The sequence below is a fragment of the Haemophilus sp. HMSC068C11 genome (assembly GCF_001815355.1).
Classification (GTDB): Bacteria; Pseudomonadota; Gammaproteobacteria; order Enterobacterales; family Pasteurellaceae; genus Haemophilus_D.
Map to the genome: position 1 here is coordinate 64,939 of NZ_KV820351.1, position 14,657 is coordinate 79,595.

A 14,657-nucleotide genomic window follows, 5' to 3' on the forward strand; every position below is an offset into this window, starting at 1 on the left:
TTCATATTCTTCTAATAAATAAAACATTGTCACACCTTAATTATCTCATTTTTGCATCATCAGTAAGTCATTAATATTTATTATTACCCAAAGAATATATTAATAAAAATAAAACAAATAGAGAAAGCCATATCTTTAAACTAAAGAATAAATGCTCTTTACTTACAAAAAAATCAATCTGATCAACATTACCCGTAATAAACCATGCATTTATATAAAAAATAAGTTGCAGAATGATAGTCATCAAAAAAGATCTTTTTAAAATAAGTAATAAATATCTCATTCCTCACCTCGTTATTTTACTCTTACATCCTCATTAGTAAGCCATTCATACTTTTTAGGAAAATCTTTATATAAAGGCGTTCCATTTACTCTCATACAATGAACAAAAATATCACTCATATTAACTCTATAAGTATCACCATATTTATGTTTTTTCTCATAAAACAATGATTTATTTATTTTGTTGCAGTGTTGTTCATTTTTAACCCTCAATAACTTTGTTTCTTGAGGTTCGTTTTCATAAAATATTCGTCTTTCTTTATCAAACTCAGCGGCATTATTCCTTACAGAATAATCCCCATTCCAAAATCTTTCAATAGGGTCATCAAATAACACTCCACAGCTAGATAAAGTAAGAATATTTATAATGATTAATATGGCTTTTTTCATTTTAGTGCTCATTTCATTCATTAAAATTTAACTTCAATTAGTGAAAATAGATTTTACAACATCTGACTGAATCACCAATTAAACCTCTCAACAATCATACCAAAAATTGTTCATTCTTAAATCAATTGAACAAGCCATTTGAACTAACTAATTTTCCACATAGTCAAAGCAATCGTAAAAGGAATGCTTTTACATGCAGGGTTGCATAAGTGCTTTAGCAAGCAATCCCGACAAAAATAGAGGAGTAGATTTATGAAATCTAAATTAATGCAAGGGTTAGTGATTGTTGCATTAGCTGGAAGCTTAACCGCTTGTGAAATGGACAGACAACAACGTCATACTGCAACAGGTGCAGCAATCGGCGGTGTAGCCGGTGGTTTATTAGGTGGTGATATTGCCACCACACTCGGTGGCGCAGCATTAGGTGGCGTAATCGGTAGTCAAGTGAACAAGGGCGGAGACTACGATGACAGAGAATATCACCATCATAAAAAACATAAAAAACACCATCATCACCACAGAAAACACCGTGATTGGGATGATGACTGGGATGATTAAGCCAAAATACAGATAAAAATGACCGCACTTTTGAGATACAAATCAAAGTGCGGTCATTTTTTTAGGGATTATTTATGAATTAATAAGGATTACCACCAGCCAAGTAGTTTCATCCATAATCCACCCACACCGAACCAAATCACTAATGAAAGGATGGAAACAATAAAGCTCACGCCCCACCATTGACCGGTTGAGTTATAACCTGAACCGTATAGTGCTGGACCAGGACCACCTGCGTATTGCGTTAAACTCATGGATAATGTTGAGGTGTAACCTAAACCAATTGCAGCAACGATTGGTGGTGTACCCACAGCAATAGCCGCAGCCACGAAAGCGAGATACATTGCGGAAATATGCGCCATGGCTGAAGCAAAGAAATAGCGGGTATAGAAATACACCAACACTAAAATAATAAAGGCAACTGGCCAGCTGAAACCGCCCACAGATGAGGAAATGTGGGTGGAAATCCAAGTGATTGCACCATATTTATTAAGTGCATTTGCCATCATCACCAATACCGCAAACCAGAACATGGTATCCCATGCGGTGGTTTCTGCCACGATATTTTTCCAGCTCATAATGTTAGTTAATAATAAAATCACTAAACCGATAAACGCTGAAATTGTTGCAGGGATATGGAAGACTAAATCACCCACCGTCCAAAGGAATAAAAGAAGGATAAAGTCTAGGGCAAGAATCCATTCTGCTTTGCTCATTGGGCCCATGCTTTTTAATTCTTCACGTGCCATTTCTGCCATTTTAGGCGTATCTTTTAATTCTGGCGGATAAATTAAATACACGAAATAAGGCAAGACGATTAGGCTCATAATACCTGGTACGATCGCCCCTAAGAACCATGTCATCCAAGTGATTTCTACACCTTGGCTTTTCGCGAGTTCTGCAATTAACGGGTTACCCGCCATGGCGGTTAAGAACATGGTACAAATAATGGTATCGATTTGAGAGACAGCAATCGCTAAGAAAGCACCTGCACGACGAGCTGTTGGACCCGGTTTGGACTCATATGCATCAGCAATAGATTGCATAATAGGGTACATAATACCGCCCCCACGCGCAGAAGCCGAAGGAATACCCGGACCGATAACAACATCAGCCAACGCCATACCATAGGCCACTCCCATCATTTTTTTACCAAAACGACCAACGAAGTACAGCGCGATACGTTTACCTAAACCGGTTTTAATCACCGCGCGAGATAAAAACATAGCAATAGCAATCAACCAAATTGTGCCGTTCGCAAAGCCGGATAACATACCAACATCACCTTGTTTTGGCGAAATTGGCGTAAGCCCAGTCAAGCCACTAATCACTAAGGCAACGAGCGTTGCAGCTCCCATAGGCATTGCTTTAGCGATAATAGCCACAATGGTTGCCACAAACAGTGCTAGCATTCCCCATGCTTTTGCGGATAAGCCTTCTGGCGTTGGGATTAACCAAATCCCTAAACCAACGATGACGGCAATCAGCAGCCCTTGCCATTTAAAGCCTAGTTTGACTTCTACTGGTGGAATTTTACTTTCCATAGGATAACTCCTAGATAAATGAACAAAAAATAATTCATCACGTATAACGGCAGTGACACAATCGATTAAATAAGCGGGTATAAAGATACCACTTATTTAGTACGAGTAAAGATTTAAGCGCATTTTTTTAATAGAATTGAGTAAAAATTTGATATAAATAAAAAAATAACCGCACTTTGATAGATAAAATCAAAGTGCGGTCGTTTTTTAGGTTAGAAAGTGAATGATTAATACATGCCTTCGCGCTCTTCACGGGTGCTGATGAAAATATTTTTCACCTGTGTATAAGCGTCAAGCATCATTTTATGGGTTTCACGACCTATACCAGAGGTTTTATAACCACCGAAAGGAGCTCCAGCTGGTAAACGGTTATAACAGTTCACCCAAACACGACCAGTTTCAAGTGCGCGTGCAACTCGTAGCACACGGTTAATGTTATATGTCCACACCGCACCACCTAGGCCATAATCACTGTCATTTGCCATTTTAATTACATCTTCTTCATCCTTGAATTTGATTACCACAGCAACCGGACCAAAAATTTCTTCTTGTGCCACGCGTTTTTTGTTATCTGGCGCTAAAATTAAGGTTGGTTGGAAAAATTCGCCTCGAGCCAATGCCGGGTCGGTTGATTTACCTCCACCAACGATGATTTGACACCCTTCTTCTTTAGCAATATCAACATACTTGCTAATAACCTTAATTTGATTTCCGTTTACTTGCGCCCCCATTTGCGTATCATCTTCCCAAGGTAAGCCGACTTTAACTTTCTTAAATTCTTCTTTTAGTGCCGCGATAAATTTATCGTAAACGCTTTCTTGTACGAAGATGCGTGAACCGGCACTACACACTTGCCCTTGGTTGAAGAGAATTCCTTTTTGTGCGCCCTCCAATGCTTTATCAAATGGCATATCGTCAAAGAAAATATTGGCTGATTTACCACCCAATTCCAAGGTGGATGGAATCAACATTTCAGCAGCAGCTATACCAATTTTTCTACCAATTTCGGTAGAACCGGTGAATGCCAGTTTGTTAAATCCAGTATGGTGCAACATGTATTCGCCAGATTTAGAACCCTTACCAGTAATGACATTGAAGACACCTTTCGGTAATAAATGATTAATTTTTTGAGCTAAGGAAAGTAAGCTCAATGAAGTAGAGGAAGATGGGTGAATCACGACGGTACAACCTGCTGCCAATGCAGGTGCTATTTTCCATGCAGCCATTAAGAACGGAAAGTTCCATGGAATAATTTGACCAACAACGCCAATAGGCTCGCGTAAAATCAACGACAAATCTTCGCTATCCAGTTGGTTTGCGACACCTTCTTCGGCGCGAATAACACTGGCAAAATAACGGAAATGATCTGATGCCAACGGAATATCTGCTGCACGTGTTTCGCGAATCGGTTTACCGTTATCCAACGTTTCTTGTAAGGCAAATAATTCGGTATTTTCGTCAATAATATCTGCAATTTTATTCAAAATCGCAGCTCGTTCCGTTGCGCTGGTATTTTTCCAGGTTTTAAAGGCCTCTTTCGCAGCATTCACTGCAGCATCGACATCTGCATCCGTAGCGTCAATAAAGGTGGCTAATGCTTCACCATTTGCAGGGTTATATGCTGTTAAGGTATTACCCTCAGAGCCATTTGTCCATTCGCCGTTGATCAATAAACCATAGTGTTTATCAAAGACATTAAGATCTTTTGTCATCTGTTTTCTCCTTTTTTCTGCGTTGTGAATCAAAGTAATACCTGATCTTTTTACACCATCAGGTCTTTAATATTTTGTCCGTAAAAGAGGACTATGGGTTGATTTTAGTACAAAACAAGACTTAAAACTGGGAGACAGATCACATTTTGATGGTGAGAAGGAAAGGTAGAGAAAATTGATTTGATAGGTGAAAAAAAACAAAGTACAGAAAAACTTATTGAAAAAAGACCGCACATGAATGGATAAAATCAAAGTGCGGTCGTTTTTTATTGGTTTTACACTGCGTGTTTAGGTTGTTTAAACACCGTGACTTCTGGTGCATTACCAGTAAATTTTTCAACCTGAACAATACAGGTATTCGGTGAGTTACCTTGTGCAAGTTTTGATGTGCCTTCATCGCGTGTTAATACGTTCGGGCAACCATTTTTACACAATGGTTTTTCACTTTCACCTAAGTCCATTGGGTCATACCATGCGCCTTCATGTAGGGCGACAGTACCTTTGATGATATTTTCTGTCACAACGGCACCCGCAAGGACTTGACCGCGTTTGCTATAAATGCGAACAATATCACCGTCTTTAATACCGCGAGCAGCGGCATCTTCAGGGTGAATCATCACTGGCTCACGATCATTTACCGCATATTTTTGACGTAATGAAGTATGCGCCAATTGGCTGTGTAAACGATAGTAAGGATGTGGCGTCACTAAAGCTAACGGATATTCTTCTGTCACATTACCCGCAAATTCTTCTGGCTCCATCCAGCTTGGGTAACCTTTACAGTCGTTATAATGCATTTTCTCGATAACATCAGAGAAAATCTCAATTTTACCTGATGGCGTGCCGAGCGGATTGAGTAATGGATCTTCACGGAATTCACCATAACGTACCCATTTCTTCGCGGCTTCTCCCGCTTCAAAGCTTAACGGTTTATTTTCTGCCCAGAATTTATCAAAACGAGGCATTGCAACACGGTTTGCTCGAGCGGCAGTAAAGGCTGCATTGTAGAATTCTTCCAGCCATTCCATTTCCGTTTTACCTTCGGTGTATTGTTCTTCTACACCTGCTCGTTTAGCGAGCTCAACGAAAATATCATAGTCATTTTTCGCTTCAAATTGTGGTGGAACCACTTGTTTCATCGGGTAAACGCTCATCATGGAGTAGTCGCCTGCCATGGTTAAGTCATTACGTTCATAACTGGTGGTTGCTGGCAAGACAATATCTGCCATGCGCGCAGTTGGTGTCCAGTTCACTTCATTCACAATCACCACTTCCGGTTGCTGGAAGGCCTTCACTAAGGTATTGGTATCTTGATGGTGAACAAATGGGTTACCGCCTGCCCAATACACCGCTTTGATGTCAGGGTAAGTAATTTCAGTACCGTTATAGTGAATTTTTTTACCTGGATTGAGCAATACATCGGCAATACGCGCCAATGGGAAAGCGGATTTAGACGTATCATCCAACCAGGTTTTTGCACCAGCTTTGCCTGATGGACTTGCGGTAATGGAGCCGATAATACCCCCTGTCGCCGTTGGCACCCCACCATTTGAATAGTGATAACTTAAACCGAAACCACCACCTGGCAAGCCAATTTGTCCTAACATAGAAGCGAGCGTGACTAACATCCAATGAGTTTGTTCCCCATGGCGTTGACGCTGCATTCCCCAGCCGCCCATTAACATGGTGCGTTTGCCGGAGAAGTCGTTTGCCAGTTGTTTAATCGTGTCTGCCGGAATGCCGCAAATCTTGCTTGCCCATTCTGCAGTTTTTGGTTGGCCATCGGTTTTACCTAATAAATATTCCTCGAATTTAGCATAACCCGACGTGTATTTTTTCAAGAAATCTTTATCGTGCTTACCTTGTTCAACTAAAGTATGAGCAATACCAAGCATTAACGGCACATCCGTTGCGGTATTCACCGGAATCCATTCTGCGTTCAGCATTTGGCAAGTTTCACTTTTTTGTGGGTCGATACAAATAATGCGTTTTCCACTCGCTTGGAATTTTTTGAAATATTCAATCCCTTTTTGGTCGGTAGACATCCAAGCAATACGCATGGTTGTGAGTGGGTTTGCAGACCAAAGCACAATAATATCGCTGTTTTCTAACACAGATTCCCAGCTGGTTTGTTGTTCATAGACTTCAATAGTACCAAGCACATGCGGCATGATTACTTGCGCAGCACCCGTAGAGTAGTCCCCTTTGTGGCCCACAAAACCACCGGTAGCGTTCATGTAGCGCTGTAATAACGTACGAGAAGCATGTAATGAACCACAACTAAACCAACCATAAGAACCGGCAAAAATGCCTGTTGGACCATGTTCGTCACGAACACGTTTAAGCTGATTGTGTACTAAATCTAACGCTTCATCCCAAGAAACTCGCACCCATTCATCACGACCACGCATTGTGGTATCACTTTTTCCTGGGTTAGCTAAAAAGCCTTTACGCACCATTGGATATTTCACGCGAGTTTCGCTGTATAGCTGATCGGCAACAACTGTTTGTAATTCGTTTGGTACAGCAGGTTCAATGGCAGGGCCAGATTTCACAACTTTACCATCTTCCACAACCACACCAAGCGGTCCCCAGTGAGCTGCAGTAACTACTGTTTTTATTTCAGCTTCTTTTGCGACCGCACTTTTTGATACAACGCCCACCATACCACCAGAAAGGGCACTACCTGCCACGCCTAAAGATGTTTTTTTCAGAAAATCACGACGTTGTTCATTTACGTTATTCTTTTTCATTTCAGCCTCGTTTTAGATAGTTGGTTATTATTGTTTTGCCATATCTTTGGCATTGCGTTGCAGATAAATAGTTAATGCACGTACTTCATCTTTGTTCATTGATGTTCGGTCTTTCATAGAGTTCACCACACCAATCCATTGGTTAGCCGTGTAATGATCCGCACCAATTGCCGCGTGACAACCACTACATTGAGTTTGATTTAACTGATTGCCATATTGATTAAGTGCGGTCAGATCTGATGACATTTTTTCTTTTGCGACATTCACCACAACATTGATTTCTTTCCAGTCAGAATCCGTTACTGCATCATGTACTGTTTTTACGACTTGAACATGGTTACGTGCATCTTCATCCAGTAAAGCAAGCGTGATACGTTTGCCTAATTCTTGATAAACAACCGCTTCAGCTCCTACTTGTTGCCAACCATGTAAAGTACCTTGAATTTGATCACCATTTACTTTCCATTGCATTAATTCTGCATAAGGCATGAGGCGAACCTCATTTCCTTTATCATTGGTCGCTTTCACCATTTCAGTAGCGAAAATAGTAGAACCATCTGATATTGCACCACCTTTTGCTTCAGAGGATTTTTGCGCATTTTGATCGCCATGCACTTCAGGAAGGAAGTGAACAATGCCTTTATGGCAATCAATACAGGTTTGGCCGTTTGTTTGGGCATCTGTATGGGTTTGTTTTGCTAATTTAGTTTGTTGTGAAAGCTCCATTGCATCAAAACTGTGGCAGCTACGACAGGTTTCTGAATCGTTGGCTTTCATATCATTCCATACCATTTGAGCAAGCTCTGCACGGTGGGCTTCATATTTTTCTTTATTTTCAATCTTACCTTGTGCTTCATACCACAAGTCTTTTAAAGCAATAAATTTAGCTTTGATATAATGCCAACCTTCTTTTGGAATATGACAGTCTGAACATTGTGCTCGCACGCCTTTTGCATTAGCAAAGTGACTCGAACCTTCCCATTCCTCCTTTGGATAGCTCATTGAATGACAACTGACGCAAAACTCCGGTGAACTTGTTTTATGCATAACCCACTGTGTTCCCCATAATGCCACAGCGCCGACACCCGCCAAGCAAAGTGTGGTGACGATTTTCTTCATTTTTGACATAGGCACTCCAACTATACAAACGACAAAAAAACATAACTACAAATAAGTATTATGGATTGTAGGCATATAGTGAGGAAGAAACTATGATCTTGCTCAATAAAAGGTTAAACACTCATGAGATAAAAATAAAAAAACATTATATAAATCAATATATAATATTTTATATTTAATCTAATTAGTAAAATTTAAGAATGAAGAAATTGATTCACGCGTTCAAGCACGGCTTTTCTTATGTTATCCTTTTCAAAAAGAATTTCATGTTTTGCTTGAGGTACAAGCATGGATTCTGCATGCGGAAAAAGTGCAGTCAATTTTTCAAGATTTTTGTTATCTACAATTTTTTCCTTTTCCGCTTGTAAAATAAGTACAGGTGTTTCCACTCTTGGAATGATTTTAGGGAGCGCTTTGATTGCATTTAAACACAAATGTACCCAACGGAAAGTCGGGCCACCTAAGTGAATAGCAGCGCGTTTTCGATTAACTCGGTTCATCCATTTCATTCGCGTTTTAGAATGGCTAAGTTCATTAAGGTTTAAATCTGCCGGTTTGTAATGTCCTTTGCCAAAAACATAACGATGACCTTGACCAAATGCCATCATCGTTGCAATGATCACTTCATCTCGTAACGGATGTTTCATAGGAACGCCAAAGAAAGGCGAAGAAAGTACGGCCTTTTTAATATGATGATCGTAATTGGCCAGATAATAGGTGGAAATTAAAGCGCCGAGGGAATGTGCGAGAATATATTGTGCTTGATAAGCATAAAGTGCGGTCGTTTTTTCAATGATTTTTGCCATATCATCGGTATAAAAACGAAACTCATCTAAATGCCCTTTTTGAGGAATAATACGCTGTGAATAACCTTGTCCTCGGTGATCGAAAAGCAATACATCATAACCTTGTTGATAAAAATCATAAGCCAACTCAGTCCATTTCATCATATTTTCTGCTCGACCATTCACCAAAATCATCAATTTTCTGACCGCACTTTCAGGCTGAACCAAATGGCGATAAGCTAATTTGATATTTTGTTCACCAGAAAGATATTGCGTCGGAAATTGCTCAAAAAAAGGCAATAACTCTGCAAGAGCAAATTGATGAAAATGAGGTTCTCTGATCATAATTTTTTAACAAAAAATAGTGTAGGGATAGTAATAACAGATATGACGATATAAGGTATTTTTAATTCGATCCAAGCATAGTGAAATAAGCTTGAAAGCTCAAGTGTATTTCCTAAATCAGTACTATCAAAGGTGATAAAAACTGAACCCAACAGCCATAAAAGCCCAAGCCACAAACAACCGATAATAAAGTAAGATAATTTCTGAGAAATAATAAAAGGAAACAATGCTAAAAACGCAACAGTTATCGTTGTAAATAATATATTAAACGTATATTCACAACGTGCTTCATACAAAAATTCACCCGTGTAATTTTGGCATGTTGTTGCAAAGGTTTCAGGATAACCAAGGCGTGAGACAAACCAATATTGCAAAAGAAATGCCATTAAAGAAATTGTAATAAAAACAAAGATAGATCGTAGCATATTATCTTTTTTAGTAATGAAAAGGGCGTAGTAAATACGCCCTTTGTAGTGAAAGTAAACTTATGCCACCAATTGTTTTAAGATACGACGAACTGGCTCTGCAGCACCCCATAATAATTGGTCACCTACAGTGAATGCCGCTAAGTATTCCGGACCCATTGCCAATTTACGTAAACGACCAACTGGTACACTTAATGTACCTGTTACTTTAGCTGGAGTTAATTCACGTAATGTGGTTTCTTTGTCATTTGGAATCACTTTCACCCATTCGTTGTGAGACGCTAAAATTTGTTCAATTTCTTCTAATGGTAAGTCTTTTTTCAGTTTGATAGTGAATGCTTGGCTGTGGCAACGTAATGCACCGATACGTACGCATAAACCATCCACAGGAATTGGATTGTCGCTTAAACCTAAGATTTTGTTGGTTTCTGCATAGCCTTTCCATTCTTCTTTAGTTTGTCCTGTTTCTGGGAGAAGTTTATCAATCCAAGGGATTAAGCTACCACCTAATGCCGCACCGAAGTTATCCGTTGGGAAACTATCAGAACGCATTTCTGCAGTCACTTTACGTTCAATATCTAAAATTGACGAAGCAGGGTCTTTTAATTCACTTGAAACCGCTTGTTCTAATAAACCCATTTGTGAAAGTAATTCACGCATATTTTTTGCGCCTGCACCTGAAGCCGCTTGGTAAGTTGCGACAGATACCCATTCCACTAAATCTTTTTCAAATAAACCACCGATAGCCATAAGCATTAAGCTCACGGTACAGTTACCACCCACGAAAGTTTTAATGCCTTTTTTCAAGCCTTCAGAAATCACGTGTTGGTTTACTGGATCAAGCACGATAATTGCATCATCTTTCATACGTAGTGCAGATGCTGCATCAACCCAATAACCATCCCAACCTGTTGCTTTTAATTTTGGATAAACTTCATTGGTATAGTCGCCACCTTGGCAGGTCACGATAATGTCTAATTTTTTAAGTTCTTCAATGTCGAATGCACTTTTAAGTTCACCCGCCTCTTTTCCTGCGAATACAGGGGCTTTTTGACCTGCTTGAGAGGTGGTGAAGAAAACTGGATTAATATTGGCAAAATCTTGCTCTTGCACCATACGATCCATTAATACGGAACCGACCATTCCGCGCCAACCGATAAAACCGACGTTTTTCATGAGTTTTTCCTTATTTTATGTTGTGTTGAATGGGTCTATTAATTACAGGCTTTATGCTACAAAATCAAGTTTTTTTAAAAAAAATGAGACTTTGTTTAATTTTTCTCAATAAAAAATCCCCTTTCGGGGATTTATTGATTATTTATCTGCTTTTTTCGTGGTTTTCTTTACCGTTTTTTTCGACTCAGATTTACCTTCAGATTTGACCGCACTTTTCTTTGTCGTAGTAGACTTTGTAGTCTTCTCTTTTGTCGTTGCGGATTTAGTCACTTTTTTCTTTGGCTTTTCAGCTAAATTTGCCGCTTTCCATTCCTCAAATTTTTCAAGTAACACTTTACCCATTGGGCTTGGATCACCTGTAAATAAGGTTTGTAAGCCATTATTTTCAATGATATGACGGCGAAGTTCTAAACGTTCTTGATGGTTTTCTGCTAAACGAATTGCACGTTCAACATATTCATCTACTGTATTTGCAATTAACCATTCCGGTAAACCTAAACGTTTGAATAAACCTTCATCAATATGTTCATGAACTTCTGCACCGGTTTTACATACGCCCACTAAACCTAATGTCACCATATCAATAATGCCATTAGTATTACCGAATGGGAATGGGTTTACCATCATATCGCAGTTATGCAAAATACGAAGATATTGATCATAAGGTGCATGTGGATAAGCTGTCGCATCATTGCCTAAATAAGATTTAATAAAACGCTCAACATAAGGATGAGTCACACCACTAGATTGACCTAATGCAAAGTGGAAATGCACTTTCACATTCGCACGATCACGAATAGCCTTTAATGCTGCCAAGAAATAGGGATTAAGCTTCATTGTAGTAGAAGCAATACCAATATTCACCACTTCAGGATTTTCACGTAAGCGATATTCTACGTGTTGCGGTGCAAGCGCTGAAGGCACATAAGGTAAGGCATCTTTTGGTAAACGCAATAATTGCTCGCTGAAGCATTTTTCAGAACCAACATAATCATCTTCTACGATCACATATTCAATAAAATCAGAATATGTCGTCGCTGGATGGCCTAAAGCAATCACTTGAACCGGTGCAAGACGCGTATTACTTGCAAAAATAGTGGTTAAATCCATCCCAATACTTGGCATATAAAGAACGGCTGCACCATTTTTTTCACAAATCTCTTTTAATTCATTCAATTTACTAAAAATATTATCGCCTTTTAATAAATGGAATTCATCAAACACCGCTTGGCCTGCTGCATCTACAGCTTCATTACCCACACCAATTAAATGAAAACGCTCACGTGCAGCAATCATTGAAGTGGAATGTGTACGATAAATTGAATGGGATGAATGGAAATGCTCCAATAATACGACCATGACAGGTTTGCCATTACGTTCACCTAATTTAGTGACATCGCGATCCGTCCATCCACCTTGCAATAAATGACGACGAATAACTTGGTTTAATGCTTTTTTCACCCAGTGTTTATTTTCAGCAATATCGTAGCTGCAATGCATATACACATCATGTGAAATTGCACTCGGCACATTATTTAAGTTTTTAATCGTCGCTAATTTTTCAGGGAACCATTGTAAAAGCGTACCACGTTTAGAGAACGCTTGATCAGTACCGATAAAACGGGGTGATTGCAATGCAAAACAAAGGGATGCACATAATTCAGGGTCTAAATTCCATAAAGCATCAAGATTAACATTCACATTAGATTCTGGCAGATAGAAAATACAGAATTTAATTAATGATGATCTCGCATTATCTAAATGGAAATCAGATAAATTAGTTTTATCTGGATTGCGGTTATAAGTTTGCAACACATGATCAGCATTCACAAAAGGTGATGATGCAAAAATCATATTAATCCAACGTTGTAAGGTAAAGAAACGTTGTGCCCCGCCTTCAGAAATATCTAATTTAGGATCAGAAAATAGCTCGCTCATTGCTACCGCTACACGGGTACAAAAATGCTTAATTTTATCTTGTACTAATTCATCATTTAATTGGCTAGGATAATCAATTTCAATGCCTTCAACGCCACCAAAATTAGTATCAATTTTGCTTAAAATATCGAGCAATTCTACGCAAGCTGCTTCATAATTTTTTGCCGCAACTTCTTGTTCAAAACGGATAACACTTGGTTGTTTTTGTGTTTCTGCCATTTTTTAATTCCTTCGGTAAAAAATAAATAAGATTAATAATTAACAGGTTCCCCACAGATCGTATTCATCTGAATGAGTAATGGTTACTTTAATAAATTCGCCCACTTTCACAGGCGTGCCACTTAGATTTTCAATATAAACTAAGCCATCAACTTCGGGTGCATCGGCTTTTGTACGGCCGATAATACCTTCGTTATCAATTTCATCCACGATTACATCAAGCGTTTGGCCAATTTTTTGTTTTAATCGTTCAGCCGAAATTTCTTGTTGTAACTGCATAAAGCGGTGGAAACGTTCTTCTTTTACATCTTCAGGTACTTGGTCGGCCATTTCGGTTGCTGGTGCGCCTTCTACCGGGCTAAACTTGAAACAGCCCACGCGATCAAGTTGCGCTTCTTTTAAGAAATCCAATAACATTTGGAAATCTTCTTCTGTTTCACCAGGGAAACCTACAATGAAAGTTGAACGTAGGGTTAAATCTGGACAAATCTCACGCCATTGTTTGATACGCTCTAAAGTGCGGTCAATTTTTCCTGGTCTTTTCATCGCTTTTAAAATTTTTGGACTCGCATGTTGCAATGGAATATCCAAATAAGGCAATAATAAACCTTCCGCCATTAATGGAATTAAATCATCCACATGAGGATAAGGATAAACGTAGTGTAAACGTACCCAAATGCCTAATTTACCAATCTGTTTACACAAGGTCATTAAGTCATTTTTAATTGGCATACCATTCCAGAAAGCGGTTTTCACGCCACCTTCTTTGCGTTGTGTATCCATCGAATAAGCTGAAGTATCTTGTGAAACAACCAACAATTCCTTCACACCCGCATCAGCAAGGCGTTTTGCTTCATCCAATACTTGAGTGATAGAACGGCTTTCTAAATCCCCACGTAATGAAGGGATTATACAGAATGTACAACGATGATCACAGCCTTCTGAGATTTTCAAATAAGCATAGTGTTTTGGTGTTAATTTCACCCCTTGTTTTGGTACAAGGCTGGTGTATGGATTATGTTCTGGTTTTGGTACATATTTATGTACTTGTGCCATGACTGTTTCATAACTGTGCGGACCGCTCACTTCCAATACTTTCGGGTGAACTTGGCGAATTTGATCTTCTTTCGCCCCTAAACAGCCGGTTACAATAACACGTCCGTTTTCTTCCAACGCTTCTCCAATGGCTTCTAGGGATTCCTGCACGGCACTATCAATAAAGCCGCAAGTATTCACAATAACCAAGTCCACATTTTCATAACTTGGCACAATGTTATACCCGTCAGTACGTAATTCAGTCAGAATACGTTCAGAATCCACTAAATTTTTAGGACAACCTAAACTTACAAAGCCAATATTCGGCGTTGATTTTTGCATAAATTTATTCTCAGCTATCATCATCTTTCAAAAC

General features: G+C 39.1%; 11 protein-coding genes. 1 reads left to right on the forward strand and 10 read right to left on the reverse strand.

What is annotated here, in order from left to right:
* Positions 1-294: 294 nt before the first annotated feature.
* Entirely contained in the window at positions 295-672 is a 378-nt protein-coding gene (locus HMPREF3020_RS00280) for a hypothetical protein (protein WP_070775142.1), read from the reverse strand.
* Positions 673-924: 252 nt separating this feature from the next.
* Here HMPREF3020_RS00280 and HMPREF3020_RS00285 point away from each other — a divergent pair, with 252 nt between their 5' ends.
* The gene (locus HMPREF3020_RS00285; RefSeq protein ID WP_070775143.1) at positions 925-1,230 is read left to right on the forward strand and encodes a hypothetical protein; all 306 of its coding nucleotides are present in this window, start codon (positions 925-927) and stop codon (positions 1,228-1,230) included.
* Positions 1,231-1,319: 89 nt separating this feature from the next.
* On the opposite strand, the gene HMPREF3020_RS00290 is transcribed toward HMPREF3020_RS00285, so the two are convergent.
* The 9 genes from HMPREF3020_RS00290 to rimO form a co-directional block, all read right to left on the reverse strand.
* Positions 1,320-2,774: a DASS family sodium-coupled anion symporter gene (locus tag HMPREF3020_RS00290; protein ID WP_070775144.1), complete on the reverse strand. Its 1,455-nt coding sequence runs from the start codon at positions 2,772-2,774 to the stop codon at positions 1,320-1,322.
* A gap of 227 nt (positions 2,775-3,001) precedes the next feature.
* Positions 3,002-4,486, reverse strand: coding sequence for an aldehyde dehydrogenase family protein (locus tag HMPREF3020_RS00295; RefSeq protein WP_070775145.1), 1,485 nt, complete (start codon positions 4,484-4,486; stop codon positions 3,002-3,004).
* 275 nt (positions 4,487-4,761) lie between these two features.
* Positions 4,762-7,239, reverse strand: a complete 2,478-nt coding sequence (torA, locus tag HMPREF3020_RS00300; protein WP_070775146.1) for a trimethylamine-N-oxide reductase TorA — start codon at positions 7,237-7,239, stop codon at positions 4,762-4,764.
* Between the two features lie 27 nt (positions 7,240-7,266).
* On the reverse strand, positions 7,267-8,367 hold the full coding sequence (locus HMPREF3020_RS00305) for a NapC/NirT family cytochrome c (protein ID WP_070775147.1): 1,101 nt from the start codon (positions 8,365-8,367) through the stop codon (positions 7,267-7,269).
* Between the two features lie 185 nt (positions 8,368-8,552).
* On the reverse strand, positions 8,553-9,488 hold the full coding sequence (locus HMPREF3020_RS00310; RefSeq protein ID WP_070775148.1) for an alpha/beta fold hydrolase: 936 nt from the start codon (positions 9,486-9,488) through the stop codon (positions 8,553-8,555).
* Positions 9,485-9,862: a hypothetical protein gene (locus HMPREF3020_RS00315; RefSeq protein ID WP_257281267.1), complete on the reverse strand. Its 378-nt coding sequence runs from the start codon at positions 9,860-9,862 to the stop codon at positions 9,485-9,487. Before HMPREF3020_RS00315 ends, HMPREF3020_RS00310 begins: the two co-directional genes overlap by 4 nt.
* 111 nt (positions 9,863-9,973) lie before the next feature.
* Complete coding sequence (gene asd / locus HMPREF3020_RS00320; protein ID WP_070775149.1) at positions 9,974-11,089, reverse strand: aspartate-semialdehyde dehydrogenase; 1,116 nt, start codon at positions 11,087-11,089, stop codon at positions 9,974-9,976.
* Between the two features lie 138 nt (positions 11,090-11,227).
* Positions 11,228-13,246, reverse strand: a complete 2,019-nt coding sequence (locus HMPREF3020_RS00325; RefSeq protein ID WP_070775150.1) for a UDP-glucose:protein N-beta-glucosyltransferase — start codon at positions 13,244-13,246, stop codon at positions 11,228-11,230.
* A gap of 39 nt (positions 13,247-13,285) precedes the next feature.
* Entirely contained in the window at positions 13,286-14,623 is a 1,338-nt protein-coding gene (gene rimO / locus HMPREF3020_RS00330) for a 30S ribosomal protein S12 methylthiotransferase RimO (RefSeq protein ID WP_070775257.1), read from the reverse strand.
* Between the last annotated feature and the right edge of the window lie 34 nt (positions 14,624-14,657).